Here is a 23,992-nt window from a genome sequence, read left to right as displayed (position 1 = left end):
TTTTTGGAACGTGCTGCATACTTGGTCGTTCGACATCAAAGACGGCATGTGCGGCTTCCGCGTTTATCCGCTCGATGCCGTGCTGCCCATCCAATACGGCGGCGCTATCATCGGCGAGCGCATGGATTTCGACAACGACATCCTCGTGCGCCTGCATTGGGCGGGCACGCCCTTCGTTTGGCTGGACACGCCCGTGCGCTACGAAGCAGGTGGTATTTCGCACTTCAACCTGCGCCGCGACAACCTGCTCATCAGCCAAATGCACGCCCGCCTGTTTTGCGGCATGGTTGCCCGCCGCCTCGGCCGCCTGTTTAAACGGCCTCAAGCGGCACAGGCCGCCCGGGCGCATTGGTCGGCACAGCACGAACGCGGCCACCGCCTCTTCCTCAAGATTACCGAATGGCTGGTGCGCTACCTGCCCCTGTGGCCGGTGCACATCATCGCTGCCGCGGTATCTTCCTATTTCTACCTCACCTCCGCCGCCCAGCGCCGCAGCGTGCGCCAATATCAAGGCTACCTGAAAGCCAGTTTCCCCGATGCGCCGCTGCCCGCACGCTTCCCCGTATACCGCCAGTTCGCCGCCTTCGGAGAGGCCGTGGCCGACCGCTTCGCCGTGTGGCAGCACAAAATCACCGTACCCGACCTCGTGCGGGAAGACCCGGACGGAATCTACACCGATGTGGAGCAACACAACACCCGCGGCCAAATCCTCATCTGCTCGCATCTGGGCAACATCGAAGTGTGCCGCGCCCTCGTCTCCCACCACCGGGGCTTCAAACTCAACGTGCTCGTGCACAACGCCCATGCCGAAGATTTCAACCGCGCCCTCAAAGCCGCCGGCGCCAGCGATTTGCAGCTGATTCAGGTAGCCGACCTCGATGCGGCCAAAATGCTCCAGCTATCGCAAAAACTCGATGCCGGCGAATGGCTCGCCATCGCCGCCGACCGCACCCCCGTGCGCGGCAACAAAACCGTGCCCGTGCAATTCCTCGGCCACACCGCCCACCTGCCGCAAGGCCCCTGGCTCTTGGCCGGCCTCTTGCGCGCGCCCACCAATACCGTCTTCGTGCTAAAAGAGCACGGCCGCTATCATTTATGCCTGAAACGTTTTCAGGTAGCCCCGAGCTGGACGGCCGCCACGCGCAAACAAGTGATTGAAAGCATGGCGCAGCAATACGCCGACATTTTGGCCGCCCACGCCGCGCGCGCGCCGCTGCAATGGTTCAACTTCTACAACTTCTGGAACAACCCTCATGGCTAAACACACCTACTGCCGCCACAGCGCCGAAATCGAAGTCCCCTTTTTTGATGTGGACGTAATGCAGATCGTCTGGCACGGCCACTACGTGAAATACCTCGAAGTCGCCCGCTGCGCCTTCCTCGATGCGCTGGGCTACAACTACACCGTGATGCTGGAGCACGGCCACGCCTGGCCGGTGGTGAAGCTCGACCTCAAATACGTCCGCCCCGCCCGCTTCGGCCAGAAAATCCGCGTGGACATGGCCATGACCGAATACGAAAGCTGCCTGCGCATCGACTACACCCTGCGCGACGCGGCAAGCGGCGAAATACTCACCCGGGCGCACACCACGCAAGTCGCCCAACGCCTCGACAACGGCGAAATGCAGTTCCAAACCCCCGAAAGCTGGCAGGAGGCGGTGCGGCAGTTTGCAGGGTTTGTACCGTTGAAACCCCGTTGAGGCTACCTGAAAACCATATGGCAGGCCGGATTTATAGTGGATTAACAAAAATCAGGACAAGGCGGCGAGCCGCAGACAGTACACACGTTACGGCAAGGCGGGCCAACGCCGTACCGGTTTTTATTAATCCACTATCATCCGCAGCCTGAAAAAAACCGCTTGAGAAGGCATACCTTTTCAAGCGGTTTGGTTTGATTATGAGAGCCGGGTCAGCAGCAGCGGCCGCCGTTGGCTCCGCACCGGCGTTTGCGGCAGTAGTCGGCAAACTGCTGCTCGGTCATCACCGGTGCGTTGGGGTTGTAGCGCCGTTGGCGTGCCACGTAGTTGGCATAATCCGGCACGCCCACCATCAGGTTGGCAGTCAGCTTGGCTGTTTTCCAAGCCTGATGGAGGCGCTGTTTCAGCTTACGCTTCATTCACAGCCTCGGAGCTTGCGCCGGTGGTTTCGTTACGGAATACCGGCGGGATTTCGTGGGCAGTCGGCCAGCCGACTTTACGGGCTTTCAGGGCTACCTGAAGGCCGTAAATCCCCACTACAACCACTACGGCCAGGAAGAGCACGGTCAGACCGGAGTTTACATAGTCGTTGAAGGCAATGCGACCCATTTCCTCAGCGGTTTTGGCCGGAGCCAGGATTTCGCCGTTAGCCAAGGCTGCTTTATATTTGGCAGCATGAGCCATAAAGCTTACGCGAGGGTTGGAATCGAACACTTTTTGCCAACCGGCATAGCAGGTTACCAACAATACACCGAGCGCCGGAACCAAAGTAACCCAAATGTAGCGGTCGCGTTTCATCTTAATCAGAACCACGGTACACAGGATCAGAGCCACACCTGCAAGCATCTGGTTGGCGATACCAAACAGCGGCCACAGGGAGTTGATACCGCCCAGCGGGTCGGTTACACCGGTGTAGAGGAAGTAGCCCCACAGTGCAACGGCCATAAAGGTGGCAATCAAGTTAGCCGGTAGGCTGTCGGTGTTGCCGAAGGGTTTGTAGAAGATACTGCCCAAGTCCTGGATCATGAAGCGGGCCACACGGGTACCGGCGTCCACAGCAGTCAGGATGAACAGGGCTTCAAACAGCAACGCGAAGTGATACCAGAATGCCATCATGCTTTCGCCCGGGATCAGCTGGCTCATAATGTGAGCCATACCCACGGCCAGAGTCGGCGCACCGCCTGCACGAGACAGGATAGTGTGTTCGCCCACTTCTTTGGCCACGTGCAGCAGGGTAGCTTCGCTTACCGGGAAGCCCAGCTGGGTGGTGATCACGTGTGCGGCATTGGCAGCGTCGGTGCCGATCAGGGCAGCCGGGCTGTTCATGGCGAAGTACACACCAGGATCAAGCGAAGAAGCGGCAGCCAGCGCCATAATGGCCACAAAGCTTTCCATAATCATGCCGCCGTAGCCGATCATGCGTACGTGTTCTTCGTTTTCCACCATTTTCGGCGTGGTGCCTGAAGAAATCAGGGCATGGAAGCCGGATACCGCACCGCAAGCGATGGTAATGAACAGGAAGGGGAAGAGATGGCCTGAGAATACCGGGCCGGTACCGTCGATAAAGCGGGTAACAGCGTGCATTTGCAGCGGCGGGCTAACAATGACAATGCCCAAGGCTAATGCAATGATGGTACCGATTTTCAGGAAAGTGGAGAGGTAGTCACGCGGGGTGAGCAGCAGCCACACTGGCAGCACGGAAGCGATGAAACCGTAGATCATCACCGCCCAAGCGATAGACAGACCTTCCAGGTCGAAGATATGCCCAAAGGAGCTTTCGGCCACGTTTTTACCGTACACAATCGCCAACACCAGCAGGATAAAGCCGACGATGGAAATCTCGCCGATTTTGCCCGGACGGATATAGCGGGTGTAGATACCCATAAACAGAGCGATCGGGATGGTAACGGCGATGGTGAAGGTACCCCACGGGCTGTGGATCAATGCTTTCACCACAATCAGCGCCAACACGGCCATGATGATCACCATAATCATCAGAATACCGATGGAGGCAATCACGCCGGCTACAGTGCCCAGCTCTTGTTTCACGATGTCGCCCAAGGATTTACCGTCACGGCGCATGGACACGAACAACACCATCGCATCCTGAACCGCACCGGCAAACACCACGCCGAAGATAATCCACAGTGTGCCGGGCAAATAACCCATCTGCGCGGCCAACACCGGGCCTACCAACGGACCGGCACCAGCGATGGCGGCAAAATGGTGGCCGAACAGCACGCCTTTGTGCGTCGGTACATAGTCCAAGCCATCGTTATGGCGCTCGGCCGGCGTAAGCCGGTTGGGATCGAGCTGCATTACGTTTTTGGCAATGTAGAGGCTATAAAAGCGGTAGGCAATGGCATATACGGAGACGGCAGCAATCACCATCCACACCGCACTGACCTGCTCACCGCGATGGATAGCCAGAGTGGTAAAGGCGGCCAAGCCAGCCAACACCACAACGCCCCATATCAGGAAGCTTTTGAGTTTGTTCATAATAACAATACTCCGATTCAACAAACATAAAACGGCTGCTTGGCCAGGCCGTACCGCCCAACTTCGGCAGCCCCCTATCCGGCAATCGAACGCTACGCTTAAAGACGCAAACGTCTTAACTACCAAACGACATAAGCTTAACATATTTGCGGGAATAATTACGTTAAATTTTCAAGTGAGCGAAGCTGTTTTTGCTACGTTTTAGACGGAAACGCCTAGATTCAGTACAAAAATATACTGGAGCAAGAATAATTTGATTTAGATCAACAAATCGCCGATCGGATAACAATATTGTTGGTTTTTACAAAAAATCAGCAGGTGAAGGTAAAGTTTGTTTGTCGGGTTTGAGCTGTATTGCCGCTTTTCAGGTAACCTCTTGAGCCGTTGGCAATCGCCGAGATAGCAGCAAAAGGCTACCTGAAAATATGGGGCGCAGACAGAGCAAAATGTCAGGGCAATACCAACCTAACCATCAAGTTTCAGGTAGCCTCCCGCCAGGTAATGGCTGTTTGCTGCTGGTATGCCCCCAAGGCTACCTGAAAACAATAAAAACCGGACGGCTGTATGCCCGTCCGGTTTTTATTGTTTTCAGGTAAATCGGATGCCGAATTACTGCGCCGGCTGTGCCGTGGCGGCAGAAGCTTTCCGGTAACGGCCGGCCATGGCTTTATACACCATGCTTTCGTAGCGCAAGGCCTGGTAGCGGGCTTCGAGCAGGCTTTGCGCGTCGGAATATTCGGTGTTCAGCGCAGAGAGCCAGTCTTTGAGCTCATTGCGGCCATGTTGATAGCGCACGCGGTAGTAGCGGCTGTTTTCAACGTCGAGCCGGTGGCGTCGGCGCTGGTTTTCCAGGGTTTGGCGGCTGGCACGGTATTGGCGGTAGTTGGTATCGACTTCGTTGAGCGCGGTGGTGAGGGCTTTTTCGAAGGCGAGTTTGGCATTTTCAAAGTCGGCTTCGGCGCTGCGGTCTTTCCAGTGCATGGTGCGCCAGTTGAGGAAGGGCAGGTTGAGGCTGACGCTGCCGCCCAATATCGGCACGTTGAACAGGTTTTTGCTGTGTTCGGACGAGGTGCTCAGCGCGGCGTTTAGCGTGATGCTGGGATACCAGCTGCGGTATTGCGCCTGCTGGCTTTTGAGGGCGGACTGCAGGCGGTAGTCGGCGGCGATGAGGTCGGGGCGGGCGGCGAGGGTGGAGATGGGCACATTCAAATCAAGTTTGCCGCCTTCGGGCAGTCGGAAGGATTCGGGCTGCACGGCCATTGCCTGGCCGGGGCGCAGGTTGAGCAGGTTGCGCAGGGTGGCTTCGGTGTTGCTGCGGCTCTGTTGCAGCGACAGCAGGCTGTTTTCGGCGGCAAGCAGGGATTGCTCGGCCTGGGTAACCTCAATCGCGGTCACGCGGCCGTAGCGGTATTTGCTGCGGGCGATTTGCAGGATTTGTTTGTATTGCTCGATGGTTTTTTCGGTGAGCTTGATGGCTTCGTTGAGATAGGCTACCTGAAAATAGGCGTCGGCCACATTGTTGATTACGGTGAGGCGGGTGGCGGCCAAGTCTTGCTCGGTGGCGCGCTGTTCCCACGCTTGGGCGGAAGCGGTGGCGTTGAGTTTGCGCCACAAATCGAGCTCGTAGCTTAAGCCGAGCTGACTGCTGTAGCTGTGGCTGTTTTGGCGGGTGTCGAGATTGCGGTTGGCATTGGCGCCGAGCGAAGCGTTGAATTCGGGCACGAGATTGGCGCCGAGAATGTTGGCCTGATACAGGGCTTTGTTCACGCTAACGGCGGCCTGTTTTAAATCCACATTGTTGGCCAAGGCCTGCTCCACCAGGGCGTTGAGCCCACTGTCGCTGAAGCTTTGCCACCAATCGCCTTCGGTTTGGTAGGCGCATCCGGCGGGATCGGGGCAGTGGCCGCTTTCGCCGGCGGCGGTTTGCACGCTGCCATCGCGCTGAGCTTGGGCGAGGCCGATTTGGGTGTTGGGAGTTTGGTCGATGGCGCAGCCGGCGAGCAGAAGCAGCGCCAGCGCGGCAGCACGGATGGGCGGGTGGGTTGTTTGGTTCATAAACCCTCGTTTCTTGGTTGGGTGTCGGGTGGGTTTCAGGTAGCCTGGATTACCGGTTGGAGGCTACCTGAAAAATCGTTCACTTTAGCTTACAATCCTGTTTACCCTGTTTTCAGGTAGCCCCTACCTACTCTTGCAGGCTACCTGAAAATATCGGGCGGTTTTAGCTTGATGGCTGCTCGCGCTTTCAGCCCGCCGCTAATCGCGCGACAAGGCGGCAATCGGGTTGAGCTTGGAGGCATTTTTGGCGGGCATGAAGCCGAACAGCACGCCGATGAAGGTGGAGCAGCACACCGCGCTCACAATCGACCAGGTGGAGAACGACATGGCAAACTCGCTGGCCAGCGCGTTGAAGCCTAAGCCGATTAAGTAGGAAAGCAGGATGCCGGCTGCGCCGCCGATGAGGCAGATGAGCACGGCTTCAATCAGAAACTGCTGCAAAATATTGCCCTGCCGCGCACCGATGGCCATACGCACGCCGATTTCCTTGGTGCGCTCGGTTACCGACACCAGCATGATGTTCATCACGCCAATGCCGCCCACCACCAATGAAATCAGGGCGATACAGGAAATCAGCAGAGTCATCGCGCCGGTGGTTTTTTCGACGGTCTGCTTGATGCTGTCGCTGTTGCTGGTGAAGAAATCTTCCTTGCCGTGCCGCGCCAAGAGCAGCTCTTTGATGCCCTGCTCGGCCACGGAGGTGCTCACATCGTCGCGGATTTTCACGGTAAGCGAGCTGATGTGGCGCTCGCCGGAGATGCGGTTCATCACCGTGGTGTAGGGCGCCCACATTTGCAGGCTGTCGCCGCCGCCCCAGCCGTTTTGGTCTTCGGCACTGATGCCGATCACGCGCAGCGGGCGTTTGCCGAACAGGATGGTTTGGCCGATGGGGTCGGTGCCGTCGGGGAAGAGCTGTTTGCGGGTGTTCGGGTCGATCACGACAACCTGCGCGGCGGCGTCTACGTCGGCCTGGTCAAACAACCGCCCGCGGTCGAGCTTGATGCCGCGCACGTTGAAATACTGCTCGCCTGCGCCGTAGAGCTGGGCGGTGAGGTTGGTGTTGCGGTAGGTAACCGTGCCGCCGGCGGATACCATCGGGGTGATGCTGTCCACATAACTTTGTTTGCTGATGGCTTCGGCATCGGCGATGGTAAGCGTGCGAATGCGACCCCGATGGCGGTCGCCGAAGCTTTTGCCGGGATACACGCCGATGGTGTTGGTGCCGATGGCGCTGATGTCGGAGAGGATTTTCTCCTGCGTGCCGCGCCCCAGCGCCACCACGGACACCACCGAGGCAATGCCGATGATGATGCCGAGCATGGTGAGCAGGGAGCGCATTTTGTGCGCCATGATGGCCTGCACCGACATTTTGAAGGCTTCCACAAACTGGTCTTTGAAAAACAGCCAAGATGGCTTTTCGGTTCGGCTTTCCACGCTGCTGGGCGGGATGCTTTCGTTTTTGCTGGTGTCGGAGATGATTTCGCCGTCTTTGATTTCGATGACGCGGTTGGCAAAGGCGGCGACTTTCGGGTCGTGCGTGACCAAAATAATGGTGTGGCCTTTGGCGTGCAGTCCTTTGATGATTTCCATCACCATCTCGCCGCTGCCGGAATCGAGCGCGCCGGTGGGCTCGTCGGCCAGGATGATTTCGCCGCCGTTCATCAGGGCGCGGGCAATGGACACGCGCTGCTGCTGGCCGCCGGAGAGCTGGTTGGGCTTGTTGTCTTCCTTGCCTTCCAAGCCCAAGTCGGCCAGAAGCCGGGTGGCGCGTTCATACCGCTCTTTCTGATCCATGCCGGCATACACGGCGGGCAGCGCCACGTTTTCGCGCGCGCTCAATGCGCCCAAAAGGTTGTAGCGCTGGAAAATGAAGCCGAATTTGCGCCGGCGCAGCGCGGCCAGTTCGTCGCCGCTCATCTGCACGGTTTCCACGCCGTCGATTTGATACGAGCCGGAAGTGGCGCTGTCGAGGCAGCCGAGGATGTTCATCAGCGTGGATTTGCCGGAGCCGGATTGGCCGATGATGGCGATGAAATCGCCTTTTTGGATGGTGAGGCTGATGTCTTTCAGAATGTGGACGCGGTTGGCGCCTTCGCCGAAATAGCGGTTGATGTTGCGGCATTCGATTAGGTTCATATGCATGCGGCTTTCGTTGCGGCAGGGAGGCTACCTGAAACAATAGAAGCAGGCTTTACAGCATGGTTTCAGGTAGCCTTTAGGTTTTCAGGTAGCCTGATATGGCAAAGCGAGAGCCGGCCTACACCGGCGGGCCGCCCTGCCACTCTTTCACCGTGCCGTCGCTCTCCGACACAATCACTTTCTCACCCTCTTTCACGCCCGATTTCACTTCGGTGCGCGTACCGTCGCTGATGCCCACGGTAATCGTGCGCTCTTCCACCTGGTTTTCGGCTTTCAGCACGCGCACATAGCGTTCGCGGCCGCGCTGCTTCACTGCGGTGGAAGGTACGGTGAGCACGTTTTTGGCCTCGCCGATCACGATGTTGTTTTGCGTGGTCATGCCGATGGCGAGCTTGCCGTCTTCGTTCGGCACGAGTGCGCGGGCGTAGTAGTAGATGGCGGTGCTGGTGGTGTCGGTGCTGGTGGTGTAGCTGCCTTGCGACAGGGTGGTTAAGCCCGGATCGACACTATCCAGCTTGGCTTCCCGTTCTTTGTCGGGGTCGGCCAGGGTGGTGAACAGCAGGGTTTGGCCGGCGCGCACTTTGGTTACATCTCCCTCGGCAATCTGCATTTTGTTCAACATGCGGCTCAAATCGGCCACTTGGCCGATGGCGGGCGTGGTTTGCACCGCATTCACGGTTTGCCCTTCTTCCACTTTCACCGAAACCATCGTGCCGGAAATCGGCGCGGTGATGCGGGTGTAGCCCAAATCGGCTTCGGCCGTGTTGATGGCGATGCGGGTTTGGCGGATGGAAGATTGCAGCTCGCCCACCTGCGCCTTGGCGGCGGCATACGAGCCCTGCGCGCTTTCCAGCTCTTCTTTGGAAGTGGCGTTTTCCGCCCACAAGGCCTGCTCGCGGCGGTATTTGCGCTCGGCGGTTTGCAGCGCCACACGGGCAGACACGAGCTGCGCCTGATAAGTTTCCAGCTTGGCCTTATTTGTGTTGAGCGCGTTGAGCTGGGTGGTGGAATCGATTTCGGCGATGAGGTCGCCTTTTTCCACATGCTGCCCGAGCTTCACGTATAGATGCTTGATCTGGCCGGAAGCCTGGGCGCCCACGTCCACCAGCTGCGCGGCAGAAATCTCGCCGGTGGCGGATACGGTTTGGCGCACATCGGCGCGTTTCACTTCTTCGGTGAGATAGGTGGTTTGCGGCTTGCTCGGCTTCAAAAAGGCATAGCCCGCTGCACCCACGGCCAGCGCCGCCACCGCCCACAATGTCCATTTCAACGGTTTTTTCATCTTGTTCCGCCTGCCCTTTCCGGCAGCTGTTAAGAAATGTGGCTATTCTAGGAAACTACCGCCGCCTGCGCCATCTGATTAACCTATCCTTACCCCGCCGAGGCTTTATTGTCAGGGCTTTACGGAAATTAGGAGACGGGCAGATAGCAAGCGGAACAGGCTACCTGAAAAATAGTCGCCCAAGGTGCAATCGTTTCAGGTAGCCTGCAACTGTATTTCCCAATCATGCGCAAACAAACGAAAGGCTACCTGAAAACATTTCAAACTGTTTTCAGGTAGCCTCTTATAGTAGATTAACAAAAATCAGGACAAGGCGGCGAGCCGCAGACAGTACACACGTTACGGCAAGGCGAGCCAACGCTGTACTGGTTTTTGTTAATTCACTATATTTCGAACCGTTTTCAGGTAGCCTCTTAGTTAAAATGCGCCTTACCAACGCTTAAAGATTAATGATGTGTTCACGCCGCCGAAGGCGAAGTTGTTGTTCATCACGTATTCGGTGTCGATGCGGCGGCCGGAGCCGGTGAGGTAGTCGGCTTCGCCGCAGCGGGGGTCGATGTTGTCCAAGTTCAGCGTGGGGGCGAACCAGCCGCCGCGCATCATTTCGATGGCAAACCATGATTCGAGTGCGCCGCAAGCGCCGAGGGTGTGGCCGAGGTAGCTTTTTTGCGAGCTGATCGGGATGTGGCCGAACACGGCGGCGGTGGCTTGGGTTTCGGCGATGTCGCCCTGTTCGGTGGCTGTGCCGTGGCCGCTGACGTAGCCGACGGCGGAGGACGGCAGGGCGGCGTCTTCGAGGGCAAGCTCCATGCAGCGTTGCATGGTGCGCATCTCGGGGCGGGTGATGTGGCTGCCGTCGCAGTTGGCACCGTAGCCGATGATTTCGGCGATGATGTGCGCGCCACGTGCTTGAGCGTGTTCCAATTCTTCCAGCACCATCATGCAGCCGCCTTCGCCGAGTACGAGGCCGTCGCGTGCGCTGTCATAGGGGCGGGGGGTGAGTTCGGGCTCGCCGTTGCGGCGGCTGGCGGCGTAGAGGCTGTCGAACACGAAGGCTTCGGATGGGCAGAGTTGGTCGGCGCCGCCGGCCAGCATCATGGGGATTTTGCCGTATTTGATGGCTTCGTAGGCGTAGCCTATGCCCTGGCTGCCGGAGGTGCAGGCGCTGGAGGTGGGAATCAGGCGGCCGGTGAGGCCGAAGAAGATGGCCACGTTGGCGGCGGTGGTGTGCGGCATCATGCGCACATAGGTGTTGGCGTTGAAATTGTTGGGCTGGTGGGCGAGCAGCAGGCCGATGTCGAGCACGTCGGCAGTGCTGCCGCTGGAAGAGCCGGCGGCCACGCCCATGCTGCCGTTGCGGATGACGGGGTCGCCGAGCAAGCCTGCCTGTTTCAGTGCTTGTTCGGCGGCATCGGTGCAGTATTGCGCCAGCGGGCCCATGCTGCGCAACTGTTTGCGCGTCCAATGTGCGGGCGGTGCGTAGGCGGGCAGCGGCGCGCCGAGGCGGGTTTCCATTTCGGGGAAGGCATCCCACGCTTCCATGCGGCGCACGGCGTTTTTGCCTGCACGGAAAGCGGCTTCGATTTCGTGCCACTCGCGGCCGAAGGCGCACACCGCGCCCACGCCGGTAATCACCACCCGTTTTGTTTTCATCAACACAATCCTCCATTTACCGCAATCACCTGCCGCGTAATGTAGGCGGCGTGTTCGCTCATTAAAAAGCGCACGGCATGCGCCACTTCTTCAGGCAGCCCCATGCGCTGCGCCGGAATGGCTTTCAAAATTTCTTCCACCGGCACGTTTTCATCCAAAATTTCCGTATCGATCAAGCCGGGAGCGACGCAGTTTACCGTAATCTTGCGTTTGGCCAGTTCCACCGCCAAAGCCTTAGCCGCGCCAATCAGCCCCGCTTTCGACGCGCTGTAGTTCACCTGCCCGCGGTTGCCGACCAAGCCGGACACGGAGGCCATGCACACAATCCGCCCCGGCGCGCGGCGGCGGATCATCGGCATGATGAGCGGGTGCAGCACGTTGTAGAAACCGTCCAGATTGGTGCGTAATACGCGGTCCCAATCCTCGTCTTCCAGCGCGGGGAAGGCATTGTCGCGCGTGAGCCCCGCATTCAGCACCACGCCATAATACGCGCCATGCGCTTCAATATCCGCTTCCAGCACGCGGCGGCATTCGGCGCGGTCGGCCACGTCAAACTGCAACACCCGCGCCTGCCGCCTCAGCGCGCGAATTTGCTCCGCCACCGCTTCGGCATCCGACATGCGGCTGCGGCCGTGCACCACAATGTCGAAGCCGTCTTGCGCCAAGGCCAAAGCCGCCGCACGGCCGATGCCGCGGGTGGAGCCGGTGATGAGGATGGTTTGGGTCATGGTGGTTGTCCTTAATATATAAAGGCAGCCTGTTGGGAGGAAGGCTACCTGAAAACGTAAGCTTCAATGAAACGGATTGATGTCCTAACGAAGCCAAGGCGGGATTTTGCCATGCTTATCCCGGTTCGGGAACAGGGAAGTGTGTCCGGAGCGGTTTCGGCCAGCCTCAGGCTCTTTGGAGTCTGCCAGCAAATATCCCTTCTTGATTGTATAGTGGATTAACAAAAATCAGTACAGCGTTGGCTCGCCTTGCCGTAACGTGTGTACTGTCTGCGGCTCGCCGCCTTGTCCTGATTTTGTTAATCCACTATATTTAAGAAAGGCAGGTATCCGCTACCTGCCTTTTCGCATCGGCTGTAAAGAGGCTGCCTGAATATTCAGGCAGCCTTTGCCGTCTTAGGCTTCTTCCTCGTCCATGCCCACAATCGCCAGGCTGTCGATGCCGGATGCCTGGCCGGCATTGCCGCGCTTGCTGTTGAGCCGGATGTTGAGGCGCAGGTCGTTTACCGAGTCGGCGTTTTTCAGGGCGTCATCGTAGGCAATGTGGCCGGCTTCGTAGAGGTCGAACAGGGATTGGTCGAAGGTTTGCATGCCCAAATCGCGGGAGCGGGCCATGATTTCTTTCACGCCGTGGATGTCGCCGTTCAAAATCAGCTCGGCAATCAGTGGGGAATTGAGCAGCACTTCCACGGCGGCCACGCGGCCTTTGCCGTCGGGCTTGGGCACGAGGCGCTGGGAAATGAAGCCTTTGAGGTTGAGCGAGAGGTCGTTCAACAGCTGGGTGCGGCGCTCTTCGGGGAAGAAGTTGATGATGCGGTCAAGCGCTTGGTTGGAGTTGTTGGCGTGCAGGGTAGCCATGCAGAGGTGGCCGGTTTCGGCGAAGGCGAGCGCGTAGTCCATGGTTTCGCGGTCGCGGATTTCGCCGATGAGGATCACGTCGGGGGCCTGGCGCAGGGTGTTTTTGAGGGCGGCAAACCAGTTTTCGGTGTCCACGCCCACTTCGCGCTGGGTGATGATGCAGTTTTTGTGCGGGTGCACGAATTCGATCGGGTCTTCGATGGTGATGATGTGGCCGTGGCTGTTTTCGTTGCGGTAGTCGATCATGGCGGCCAGGGAGGTGGATTTGCCGGAGCCGGTGCCGCCCACGAAAATCACGAGGCCGCGTTTTTCCATCACCACCTGTTTCAAAATCGGCGGCAGGTTCATGTTGTCGAACTTGGGAATCTGGCTGGTGATTACGCGGCACACGAGGGCGGCGGCTCCGCGCTGCACCATGGCGTTGATGCGGAAGCGGGACACGCCGGCCAAACTAATGGCGAAGTTGCATTCTTTGGTGTTGTCGAATTCTTCGGCCTGTTTGTCATCCATCAGGGCGCGGGCGATGAGGGCGGTGTGGTCGGCGGTGAGCGGTTTGTCGGTAATCGGGGTGAGCTTGCCGTCGAGCTTCATGGCCGGGGGGAAGCCTGCGGTGATGAACAGGTCGGAGCCTTTGCTCTGCACCAGGTGGTTGAGCAGGCCGTGGATGAATTTTTTCATCTCTTCGTTGTAAGCGGGGATTGCCATAGATCGTTTTCCATTTGGGTTGTGAGTTATTAGATGAAGTTTTCAGGTAGCCTTGCCGCATAGTCGGGAGGCTACCTGAAAATATATAGTAGCTAGGCTTCGTCGTCCGGGCGGCGAAACAGCAGCACGGGCAGGGGAGACTGGCGCAGCACGCCTTCGGCCACGGAGCCCATCAACAGATGAAGCAGGCCGGAGAAGCCGTGGGTGCCCATGGCGATGAGATCGCACTCTTGGCGCACGGCTTCTTTAATCAATACGTCGGCAATGCGCATGCCGTCGTTTTCCAGGGTGGAGACCTCGTATTTCACGCCGGCCTGTTTCATCACGGCTTCGGCATGATCGGCCACCTGCATTTCGGCCGCATACAGCTCTTCGGAATTGGGCAGGCGGCTGGCTTCGTGCTTGAGGTCGGTTAAATCCACCACGTGCACGGCCACCAGTACGGCATCGGTTGCCTTGGCCAACCGGCAGGTTTGCTCCAGGGCGTAGAGAGAGGTTTTGCTGTCGTCTATCGGAACGAAAATCCGTTGATACATTTTGCCACTCCTTTTGTTTGCCGGCGGCCGGTCGGAAAGCGCAGCCGCCAATCCGTTACAGTCCGAATCACTTTACCTGTAATGGGATTGTAAAACAAATTGCATTACTTTACAGCGGCTGCCCTGTTTATCGAGGCAGGCTACCTGAAAACTGTGGCGGCTTGGCACAGCAACATATCAATTAAGTCGTACTTATAGTGAATTAACAAAAACCGGCACGGCGTTGTCCCGCCTTGCCGTAACGTGTGTACTGTCTGCGGCTCGCCGCCTTGTCCTGATTTTTGTTAATCCACTATATCTGCACAGCTTAAAGGCTACCTGAAAAACGGAATGGTTTTTTCAGGTAGCCTTTGATTGACAGATACCAAACTACTCTTCGTCCGGCGGCAAATCGGCGCTGCCCATGCGGCGCAGGATGATGCGGGTTTTGTTGCGCAGGCGGCGGTCGTTGCGGTGTTGTTGGAAGTATTTGGGGTTGGGCAGCATGGCGATGAGGGAGGCGGCTTCGCCGGCGCGCAGGCCGGATGCCGGCTTGTGGTAATAATGCTGGGCGGCGGCTTCGATGCCGTAGATGCCTTCGCCGAATTCGGCCACGTTCAGATACACGGTAAGGATGCGCTCTTTGCTCCACATTTTTTCCATCATCACGGTAATCACGGCTTCTTCGGCTTTGCGCACGTAAGAGCGTTCGGCAAACAGGAATAGGTTTTTGGCCAGCTGCTGGCTGATGGTGGAGCCGCCGGCGCGGATGGTGCCGCTGCGCTGGTTGCGGCGCATGGCGTGTTCGATGCCGTTCCAGTCGAAGCCGTCGTGGTTGCTGAATTGGGCGTCTTCGCTGGCAATGGCCGCCTGTTTCACCACGCGGGCGATTTGGCTGTCGTCCACCCAGGTTTGCTGCACGCGGGAGAAGGTGGAGAGGTTGTGGCGCAGCATAAAGGCGCTGGTGTGCACAGGCTGGCCTTTCCAATAGGCTAAGAGCAGGAAAACCAGCAGGTGGAAGCCCAGCAGGAAGAGAATGATGCTCCACACCAAACGCTTAAACCAGCGGCGCAGTAGGCCGGGGCGTTTTTTGGCGGGCGGGGCGGCGGGAGCGGACTGGGAGACGGGGCTGGAAACGAGTTCGGTGGGCTGGGTATCCATCGGCAAATCAATCGTGGCAAAACGGGGCGATTATAAAGGAATCCGGCTTTAAGTTTGGTGAAGCTTGTGTTTTGGCTTTGCCAAGACACTGTTTCAGGTAGTCTTTCAGCATGGCCGACAGGCTACCTGAAAACATCGGCTCCAACCTGGCTGGCACAAGGCTGGGGCGAAACAACCAACCGTTAAATCGAGAAGTCTTCGCGGATGGGTTCGTATAGCGCCTGCTCGATGCGTTTGCGGGTGAGGCTGGGCAGATAGAGCTGCATGAAATCATAGGCATAATTGCGCAGGTAGGCATCCTGCCGCACCACGATATAGGTGAAAGCTGGCTTAAACAGATGGTCGGCAGGCAGGCAAACCAAATCGGCATCGCGCTGCGGGTCGTAGGCCGTGTCGGCCACCAGCCCCACGCCCAAACCGGCACGCACATAGGTTTTAATCACGCCAGCGTCCATGCTGGAAAGCGCCACCTGCGGCAGGGCGAGCCCGCTGCCGGCAAAGGCCTGCTGCAAAGCCGTATCCTGTTCGGCATCGGTGTAGCCGATGAGCGGCACGGACGACAAATCCGCCAAACCGATGCGTCCTTTGCCCGCCAGCGCGTGCCCCTGCGGCACCAGCACGCAGCGGTTCCAAGCCCGCGCACTGATGTGGCGCAGCTCGGAATGGCGTGCGTCCGCTTCCGAATTGATGGCGAAATCGGCCAAACCCTCGGCCACCATCCTGTCTACCGCCGAAGGCTCGGCGGGCAGCAGCGACAAGCCCACTTTCGGATACTGCCGGAAAAACTCGGCCACCACCGGCGGCAGCACATGCCGCGCCTGGGTGTAGGTGGTGGCGATCGTGAGGCGGCCGCTGTCCTGTTCGGCAAACTCCGTGCCGATATTGCGGATGCTCTGCACATCGCGGAAGATGCGCTCGGCAATTTCCAGCACGGCCTGCCCCGGCGGCGTAACCGCCACAATGCGTTTGCCGTGCCGCACAAACAGCTGCACACCCAGCTCGTCTTCCAGCAGTTTTATTTGCTTGGAAATGCCCGGCTGGGACGTAAACAAAATTTCCGCCGCCTCCGAAATATTCAGATTGCAGCGGTAAACCTCCAAAAAATAGCGCAGCTGTTGCAGTTTCATGATGCATCCAAGTGATATTTGTCGGATTTATGCGACAGGCCAACCGTCAAAGTGCCGCCGAAATCACCGGCTTCGCCCGAAACCGGCAAGGGCTGGATAGTATCATAGCCCGCCATCGTTATTTTGCCGCATGCCGGTAATTTTCGGCGGGATTTGTTGCTTTTTAGCAACTTATGAGGAAATATCCCTTCCTTTTGCCATTATCCTGCTGACAGCTAGGGTAATTTTGGGCATGATTGGGCACGTAGGAAACGGAGGCACCCGTGCAGCGGGTAGCCAATTCCTTATTGACAGTTCGGGCACGGTTTTTTATAGTGACACCCCGAATATATTTGGATTACCGCAGTATTTGGGCGGTCCGTATATGGTGATTTTTGTGAAGGCCGGCATGCTGCAAAGCTTGCCAAGTCTGCGCATAACAAACTTTTTGATGAGGGAATAACATGACCAAACAGCTTAAATTAGGCGCTTTGTTCTTGGCCTTGGTTGCTTCCGGTGCCGCCATGGCGGACAGCAGCTTCAACAATGAAAAATACGGCTACACCATTAGCGAGCAGTCTCGCGAAGTGGTTCGCTCCAACGTTGAGCCCAACGGTGCTCACGAATGTTGGGAAAACAGCTTCTTGAACGGCGAAGTGGATCGCTTGGGCTTGGTAGAGTGTGGTGACCGTCAGGCAGAAGCTCCTGCTCCTGCTGAACCGCAAGTACGCGAAGAGCTGGTATCTCTGTCATCCAACTTCCTGTTTGGTTTTGACAAATTCAATCTGCGCCCTGAAGCTCGCACCACTTTGGATGAGCTGGCTCAGCGCTTGACCAACAGCAACGTACAATCTGTACGTGTTGAAGGTAACACTGACTTCATGGGTAGCGATGCCTACAACCAACGCTTGTCTGAGCGTCGTACTAACACTGTTAGCGAGTACCTGGTTGGCCGTGGCGTACCGGCTGAGAAAATCTCTGCCGTTGGCTTGGGCGAGTCTCAAGCTAAGATGACTGAACAGTGTCAGCAAGAAGTTCGCAACTTGGGTCGTCGCGTTTCTGCCGCTCGCAAACGTAGCGCTCTGATTGCATGTATCGAGCCGGATCGTCGCGTAGACGTTCGTATCCGTACTCTGGTTGAACAGCCTGCTCAGTAATCGCTAACTGATTAGCGTTCAATATTGAAAAACCGGACTTTGTATAAAGTCCGGTTTTTTCGTACGTACTATTTGTAGCTAGGGGCAACATAAAGAAATAGCTGCTTGCACTACATCTCCCATTGCCTATACAGGTGCGATGGCGCAAAATTCGCCTGCTGGAAAATATTTTATTAAAAAAATCTTATGCTGGAAAAACTTCTACTTCTCTGCCAAAACTATTCTCGCCTGCTATTAACATTCGCGCTCTTCTTTTATTTTCAGGTAGCCTTTGCTATCGATTTCGGCCGTATTCAGCCGGATGAGGTTGCGGTTTATGTGCAAGACCTCGATAGCGGACAAGTATTGCTTGCGCATCGGGCCGATGCTTCCATGAATCCTGCATCCACCATGAAGTTGGTCACCACCTTCGCCGCCTTGCGCGGATTGGGCGGTGATTACCGCTGGCAAACCCAGTGGCGCAGCAGCGGCACGGTGGCCAATGGCACTCTGCAGGGTGATTTATATTGGGTAGGCAGCGGCGACCCCTCTTTCGACCAGCCCGATTTGTTGGATATGCAGCAGCAACTGGTACGGCAGGGCATTATGTCGTTAAACGGCAAAGTGGTGCTGGACCGGCGCGTTTGGGGCAGCCTTGCCGGTGCGGAAGGTTTTGAAAACGATGCAGACGAAAGCTTCGTGGTGCCGCCCGACCCCCACATGATTGCCTACAAATCCCTTTGGATTACTGCCGCCCGCAATGAAGCCGGGCAACCTGTTTTCCTACTCAACCCGCCACTATACGGCATTCAAACCGATCTCAGCCAACTTACAGAAACCAACGGTCGCTGCGGCAAACTTTCCAATCATGTTTCTGCCAAATTTGAAAACGGCATGCTGGTATTTCGTGGCCGCCTGCCGGCTGCTTGTATGGGCGAGAAAATGTTTATCAATCTGTTCGATGCCCCGCGCTTTGCCGAAGAAAGTTTTCGCGGCCATTGGCTTGCGCAGGGCTTGGGTGGCCTCTATGGCTTTGGTCGGGGTGCTGCCCCCGGCAACAGCCGCATCTTGGCCACGCACTTTTCCAAGCCGCTGAGCGAGGTGCTGACCGATATGAACAAACACTCCAACAACCTGATTGCCCGCAGCATTTTCCTCACACTCGGCCATCAGGAAAACGGCCCGCACAGCGTGCAGAACGCCGAAGCCGCCGTGCGGCGGCAGCTGGTTTCGGCCGGATTGGACGACGAAGCGCTGGTGCTGGAAAACGGCTCCGGCCTTTCCCGCCGCGAGCGGCTTACCGCCCGTTTTCTCGGCAACATGTTGTTTCAAGCCTATCGCTCCCCCTTCCGCGATACTTTCATCCACACCCTGCCGATTGCCGGCACCGACGGCACCCTGCGCGGCCGCTTCCGTCAGCTAGGCCGCTCGCTGCGCATGAAAACAGGCACCCTGCGCGACGTGCGCGCGCTGGCCGGCTACTGGCTGCCGCCCAATGGGCGCAAGCTGGCTGTGGTGGTGATTATTAACAGCCACCGTTCCGGCGGCTACCTGCCCGATATGGACGCCATGGTGCGCCGGATTGTGCACGATGCCGATGTATTGGATAACATGCAAACCATACCCGCCCAATAATTGGCCATGCGGCGGGAAAGCCGCTGAACACTTATCCCACAAGGAAAAGCTGGCAAAGCCGGGCATTTTCAGGTAGCCTAACGCAGTTTATAGCGGATCAATCCGCCATATCACCATTTTGATTTTTCCACCCCTTTTCTCAGGAGTAAATCATGAGCGAACAAGAACAACAGCAACCGATTTTCAACGTAGAAAGACTGTATGTAAAAGACTTGTCTTTGGAAGTGCCGCACGCACCGGAAGTATTCCTCAGCCAGGATGCGCCGAACGTGGAAATCCAAGTGCACACCGATTCTAAGCAACTGGAAGAAGAACACCACGAAGTAACCGTTACCGTAACCGTTACCGCCAAGCTGCCCGATGGCAAAGTATTGTTCCTGAACGAAGTGGCACAGAGCGGCATTTTCCGGTTGGCACACATTCCCGAGCAAGACGTGAAAGTATTGCTCGGCATCGCCTGCCCGAACATCCTCTACCCCTATGCCCGCGAAGCCGTGTCTTCCTGCATCACCCGCGCCGGCTTTCCGCCCGTGGTATTGATGCCGATCAACTTCGAAGCCATGTACGAACAGCAACAAGCCGCCGCCAACGCTCCGGCTGCCGGCAACGCTTAATTCGAAGCCGGATAAGGCAAACAGGCTATGGCAGGGAAAACCATAGCCTGCTTTTTGTTTTATAGCGGATAAAATATAGTGGATTAACAAAAATCAGGACAAGGCGGCGAGCCGCAGACAGTACACACGTTACGGCAAGGCGAGCCAACGCCGTACTGGTTTTTGTTAATTCACTATAAAAACGCTGCCGCATTGGCCTGCCTTACGTGTGCTGCCTGCGGCTGGCCGCCTTGCCCCGTTCTTAAATTTAATCCGCTATATATAAAATGCCAATTGGAAACCCCTATACGGCTCCCTTATTCAGGTAGCCCACCCAAGAAATTCCGGTTTTAGCAGAACGGCCAAACCTAGCCCGCCGCCCATCGCGCTATAATCCGCCGTTTAAAGGCTACCTGAAACCCAATCCCCGCTTTTCAGGTAGCCCCCATCCTTATCACACGCCACCGCATCATGCACACCGAACCCGCCAAATTCCGCACCGCTTCCTACATCCTGATGGCCGCCGCGCTGCTGGTTATCCTATATTTCCGCTTCCTGCCGCTGCTGCTCTCCATCATCCTCACCTACATTTTCATCAACCGCACCAACGGCCTGATTTTGTGGATGCGCCACCGCCTGCTGCCGCACAACACCTTCCTGCACCGCTCGCTCAATGTGCGCAACATCAACCTTGTTTCCGCCACGTTCACCATCAGCCTGGTGCTCTTGGCCATCACCTTAATGGCGTTGGGCGTGTACCGCCTGATTCACAGCGGGCACATCACCGTGATGCTGGCCAAGCTCGCCACCATTCTGGCCGACACCAAAAACAGCGGCGAGCTGCCGCCTGCCATTTTAAACATGCTGCCCGAAAATCTGGACGAAATCAAAGCCGCCGCAGCCGAACTGCTCACCGAATACGGCGCCACGCTCACCCGCATCAGCAAAAACAGCTTCACCTCCTTCGTATACGTACTCATCGGCGTGATTATCGGCGCGCTGCTCAGCTTCCACCGCCTCAACACCCGCCGCAGCCGCCATCAGATGCCGCCGTTCAAAGCCCAGCTGGTGCGGCGCATTACCAACTTCCAAACCAGCTTCGAGCGCGTGTTTATCGCCCAGGTGAAAATCTCCTTAATCGACACCGCCGTTACCGCCGTTTATCTGTATCTGATTCTGCCCGCCTTCGGCGTGGAGCTGCCTTTCCGCCTCACCGTGCTGGTGATTGCCTTTGTGGTGGGGCTGGTGCCGGTGGTCGGCAATCTGGTGTCCAACACGGTCATCATCATCCTCAGCCTGGGCGCGTCGCTGTATGTGGCCGCGGCTTCGCTGGTGTTTTTGGTGGTGGTGCACAAGCTGGAATATTTCCTCAACGCCAAAATCATCGGCTCGCAAATCGAATCGAGCGCATGGGAATTATTGCTGGTGATGGTAGTGTTCGAGCGCATTTTCGGCATCGGCGGCATCATCATCTCGCCCGTGTATTATGCTTATTTGAAAAACGAGCTGAAGCAGGCGGGGCTGATTTAGCCGGATAAAGGCTACCTGAAACTTTCAGGTAGCCTTTTGCATGACGGCAGGGCACAGAAAACCCGCTACGACAAAGCCGGCAACCTCATCGGCAGCACCGACCTCAGAAGCGGCACGACGGATTACACCTATGACAAACTGGGCAGGATTCTCGAAGCCGCCAACGCAGGCAGGAACACCAAAGAGAAGTTCGCCTTCGACCCCGCAGGCAACATACTGGACGAGCTGGCCCGAAACGCCCGCGAAGGCAGCCTGTACCGCCCGCAGGGCAACCGCATTGCCGGATATGACGGGACACAGTACCATTACGACGCCCTAGGCAACCTGACCCTGCGCGAACTGCCAAACGGCGAAACCCAACTGTTCGAATACGACACCGAAAACCAACTCATCCGCGCCAAACTGTACAAACCCGACGGCGAAGTACAGCAATGGCAATACGCCTACGACCCCTTCGGCCGCCGAATCAGCAAAGAGCGCATCGACAAAGGCAGCCTGCACAGCACCGACCCCAAACGCACCGTCTTCATCTGGGACGGCAGCAGACTTGTCCAAGAATACAACTACAAAGGCGTTTACACTTACTTTTACACCGACCAGGACAGCTACGAACCCCTGGCGCATGTGTTCCTGAACAAAAAGGACGAGAAGCTCTACCTGTCCTACTACCACACCGACCAAATCGGCATACCGAGGGAGCAGACCGACCAGTTCGGCAGCCTGCTGTGGACGGGGGAATATGATGCGTGGGGCAGCCTGCAAACAGAAAACAAGATATACCCGAACGCGCATCAGCCGTTCAGACTTCAAAACCAGTATTTCGACAGCGAGACGGGGCTGCATTACAACTTAATGCGCTATTACGACCCAGTGTGCGGGCGGTTTATTAACCAAGACCCGATTGGGTTGGCCGGGGGCGAGCATTTATATATGTTTGCGCCGAATGCGCAAAATTGGTTTGATATTCTAGGTTTGGCCAAAACCCCAAGAGTTAAATTGGGTTCTCTAGGTGAAGTCCGCGCTGCTTCAGTAATCTTAAAACGTAGCCATTTAGGGAAAGGAAAGGCTACAAATCAGGGTAACCGTGATTATGCGCGAGGATTAGGCAAATGTGATGATGATGCAGGGCATATTTTAGGCAAACTTTTAGGTGGTTCAAGAAGTAATCAAAATATGTTTCCTCAGTTAAGAAAAATTAACAGGGGAGCTTATAGAGATTTTGAAAGGAAAGTTCATAATATTATAGATAAAGATGGCAAGGCATTATTGAAATGGAAATTTGAATATGCCAATGGCGGAACACGGCCTACTGGTATTGTTTATGAAGTATTTCAACGCGGGCAGCGTGTTTTACGTGGGAAGTTTAATAACTGAAAAGGATTGAATTATGTATGAAAGTATTGAAACAGTATTAAATAGTTTTTTGATGGAAATGTATAAATGGGAAGATAATGCCAATAAGCATATTGATGCAGGTACAGATATTCCTGATGAGGTACTGAAGCAAACATTAAAGGAAATATATGATAAATACCTAACGGATAAACCAAGAAAAATGGGAAAGTTGGAATGCATGGCTATCAGTTATCCACCAATATTTGATCCAAATAATGAAAAAATTATTGAAATAGAAAAGAAAGGTAATTCAATAGGTGTTAAGTGTGATGTGCTTTATGCCGGCATGGAAGTACAAAGAATTTATAAGTTCAAGAAACAGGCAGGCCTCTGGAAATTGGATAATGTCAAAGAATTTGATAGTTATGATGGAAAATGGCATTCTATACATATCTAAATCAAATTGATTAGCAAACGTAGCCCGCGCGGTAGGGTGTGTGCGGAACGCACGCACGCGGCTTTTAGGCTGCACCTCATCCCTAAAAGGCTACCTGAAAAAAGTGCAGGCTGCTTTTTAAAGGCTTCAAAGTCCTAAAAAAGCAGCCTGCACTCCACCGACCAGGACAGCTACGAACCCTTGGCGCATGTGTTCCTGAACAAGAAGGACGAGAAACTCTACCTGTCCTACTACCATACCGACCAAATCGGCATTCCGAGGGAGCAGACCGACCAGTTCGGCAACCTGCTGTGGACGGGGGAGTATGATGCGTGGGGAAAACTGACCGCAGAGAACAAGATATACCCGAACGCTCATCAGCCGTTCAGGTTGCAGAACCAGTACTTTGACGCAGAGACGGGGTTGCATTACAACCTGTTCAGGTATTATGCGCCGGAGTGCGGTAGGTTTATTAACCAAGACCCAATCGGGTTGGTGGGCGGAATGCACTTATATTCGTTTGCGCCGAACACAAATGTATGGGCTGACCCATTAGGATTAGAAAAATGCCGATTATGCACAAAAGATATGGCTAAGCTAAATTCAACAAAACCTAGTGACATGAAACATCCTCATAAGCATCATATCGTCCGTGAAAAAGCCCCTGCTAACTGGACACCTGAGAACCAGAAATATGTTACTGGCGCACAAGAAATTCTTAAAAAATTCTTAACTACCAATGGAAAGCCTTTTGACATAAATAAAGATATAAGGAATTTTACCTGGGCTGAAAACGGATGCGGAGTTCATTCTATTGAGAATGCAAAAAAAGTATATGATGAATTATCGAAAGCTAAGAATGGAAAAGATGCTGAGAGAATATTAAAAGAACTTGGAGAATATTTCCGCAATATTCGTAGTGTTTGATT

At 56.0% G+C, this 23,992-nt stretch carries 20 protein-coding genes; 9 read left to right on the top strand and 11 right to left on the bottom strand.

The features are described from left to right. Positions 1-121 precede the first annotated feature (121 nt). Positions 122-1,261, top strand: coding sequence for a lysophospholipid acyltransferase family protein (locus ELB75_RS00825; RefSeq protein WP_241236140.1), 1,140 nt, complete (start codon positions 122-124; stop codon positions 1,259-1,261). Further along, complete coding sequence (locus ELB75_RS00820) at positions 1,254-1,700, top strand: acyl-CoA thioesterase (protein WP_126982274.1); 447 nt, start codon at positions 1,254-1,256, stop codon at positions 1,698-1,700. The genes ELB75_RS00825 and ELB75_RS00820 overlap by 8 nt, the downstream gene beginning before the upstream one ends. A gap of 209 nt (positions 1,701-1,909) precedes the next feature. Here the strand turns inward: ELB75_RS00820 and ELB75_RS00815 are convergent, their stop codons facing one another. From ELB75_RS00815 to ELB75_RS00765, 11 genes are all read right to left on the bottom strand, one after another. Beyond that, on the bottom strand, positions 1,910-2,116 hold the full coding sequence (locus ELB75_RS00815) for a YbdD/YjiX family protein (protein WP_431306049.1): 207 nt from the start codon (positions 2,114-2,116) through the stop codon (positions 1,910-1,912). After that, positions 2,106-4,196, bottom strand: a complete 2,091-nt coding sequence (locus ELB75_RS00810; protein ID WP_126982273.1) for a carbon starvation CstA family protein — start codon at positions 4,194-4,196, stop codon at positions 2,106-2,108. Before ELB75_RS00810 ends, ELB75_RS00815 begins: the two co-directional genes overlap by 11 nt. 609 nt (positions 4,197-4,805) lie before the next feature. Continuing rightward, positions 4,806-6,251 (bottom strand): TolC family protein, encoded by a 1,446-nt coding sequence (locus tag ELB75_RS00805; protein ID WP_126982272.1) that lies wholly within the window; start codon positions 6,249-6,251, stop codon positions 4,806-4,808. Between the two features lie 198 nt (positions 6,252-6,449). Next, entirely contained in the window at positions 6,450-8,387 is a 1,938-nt protein-coding gene (locus ELB75_RS00800; protein ID WP_126984165.1) for a MacB family efflux pump subunit, read from the bottom strand. 121 nt (positions 8,388-8,508) lie between these two features. Continuing rightward, positions 8,509-9,672: an efflux RND transporter periplasmic adaptor subunit gene (locus ELB75_RS00795; RefSeq protein ID WP_126982271.1), complete on the bottom strand. Its 1,164-nt coding sequence runs from the start codon at positions 9,670-9,672 to the stop codon at positions 8,509-8,511. Positions 9,673-10,101: 429 nt separating this feature from the next. Next, positions 10,102-11,325: a beta-ketoacyl-ACP synthase gene (locus ELB75_RS00790; RefSeq protein WP_126982270.1), complete on the bottom strand. Its 1,224-nt coding sequence runs from the start codon at positions 11,323-11,325 to the stop codon at positions 10,102-10,104. Beyond that, on the bottom strand, positions 11,325-12,053 hold the full coding sequence (gene fabG, locus ELB75_RS00785; RefSeq protein ID WP_126982269.1) for a 3-oxoacyl-ACP reductase FabG: 729 nt from the start codon (positions 12,051-12,053) through the stop codon (positions 11,325-11,327). The genes ELB75_RS00790 and fabG overlap by 1 nt, the downstream gene beginning before the upstream one ends. A 396-nt stretch (positions 12,054-12,449) precedes the next feature. Next, complete coding sequence (locus tag ELB75_RS00780; RefSeq protein WP_126982268.1) at positions 12,450-13,616, bottom strand: PilT/PilU family type 4a pilus ATPase; 1,167 nt, start codon at positions 13,614-13,616, stop codon at positions 12,450-12,452. 92 nt (positions 13,617-13,708) lie between these two features. Beyond that, a complete protein-coding gene (locus tag ELB75_RS00775) occupies positions 13,709-14,152 on the bottom strand; it encodes a universal stress protein (RefSeq protein ID WP_126982267.1) in 444 nt (147 codons plus the stop codon). A 369-nt stretch (positions 14,153-14,521) separates the two neighbouring features. Continuing rightward, complete coding sequence (gene mtgA / locus ELB75_RS00770) at positions 14,522-15,292, bottom strand: monofunctional biosynthetic peptidoglycan transglycosylase (RefSeq protein ID WP_206501472.1); 771 nt, start codon at positions 15,290-15,292, stop codon at positions 14,522-14,524. Between the two features lie 182 nt (positions 15,293-15,474). Next, complete coding sequence (locus ELB75_RS00765; protein ID WP_126982266.1) at positions 15,475-16,419, bottom strand: LysR substrate-binding domain-containing protein; 945 nt, start codon at positions 16,417-16,419, stop codon at positions 15,475-15,477. A 443-nt stretch (positions 16,420-16,862) separates the two neighbouring features. Between ELB75_RS00765 and ELB75_RS00760 the strand changes: the two genes are divergently transcribed. The 7 genes from ELB75_RS00760 to ELB75_RS13090 all read left to right on the top strand — a co-directional run bounded on the left by ELB75_RS00760 (position 16,863) and on the right by ELB75_RS13090 (position 23,990). Then, a complete protein-coding gene (locus ELB75_RS00760; RefSeq protein ID WP_126982265.1) occupies positions 16,863-17,555 on the top strand; it encodes an OmpA family protein in 693 nt (230 codons plus the stop codon). A 186-nt stretch (positions 17,556-17,741) separates the two neighbouring features. Next, on the top strand, positions 17,742-19,169 hold the full coding sequence (gene dacB / locus ELB75_RS00755; protein ID WP_126982264.1) for a D-alanyl-D-alanine carboxypeptidase/D-alanyl-D-alanine endopeptidase: 1,428 nt from the start codon (positions 17,742-17,744) through the stop codon (positions 19,167-19,169). A gap of 152 nt (positions 19,170-19,321) precedes the next feature. Continuing rightward, entirely contained in the window at positions 19,322-19,783 is a 462-nt protein-coding gene (gene secB, locus ELB75_RS00750) for a protein-export chaperone SecB (protein ID WP_064090592.1), read from the top strand. A 450-nt stretch (positions 19,784-20,233) separates the two neighbouring features. Further along, positions 20,234-21,292: an AI-2E family transporter gene (locus tag ELB75_RS00745; RefSeq protein WP_126982263.1), complete on the top strand. Its 1,059-nt coding sequence runs from the start codon at positions 20,234-20,236 to the stop codon at positions 21,290-21,292. A 36-nt stretch (positions 21,293-21,328) separates the two neighbouring features. Continuing rightward, on the top strand, positions 21,329-22,666 hold the full coding sequence (locus tag ELB75_RS00740; protein ID WP_126982262.1) for an RHS repeat-associated core domain-containing protein: 1,338 nt from the start codon (positions 21,329-21,331) through the stop codon (positions 22,664-22,666). A gap of 13 nt (positions 22,667-22,679) precedes the next feature. Then, positions 22,680-23,084, top strand: a complete 405-nt coding sequence (locus tag ELB75_RS00735; protein ID WP_126982261.1) for an NTF2 fold immunity protein — start codon at positions 22,680-22,682, stop codon at positions 23,082-23,084. A 189-nt stretch (positions 23,085-23,273) separates the two neighbouring features. After that, a complete protein-coding gene (locus ELB75_RS13090; RefSeq protein WP_346962724.1) occupies positions 23,274-23,990 on the top strand; it encodes an RHS repeat domain-containing protein in 717 nt (238 codons plus the stop codon). Positions 23,991-23,992 lie beyond the last annotated feature (2 nt).

Source organism: Eikenella corrodens (assembly GCF_003990355.1).
Taxonomy (GTDB): domain Bacteria; phylum Pseudomonadota; class Gammaproteobacteria; order Burkholderiales; family Neisseriaceae; genus Eikenella; species Eikenella corrodens_B.
Note: the sequence above shows the minus strand (reverse complement) of the source record. Positions and strands in the feature narration are given on the sequence as shown.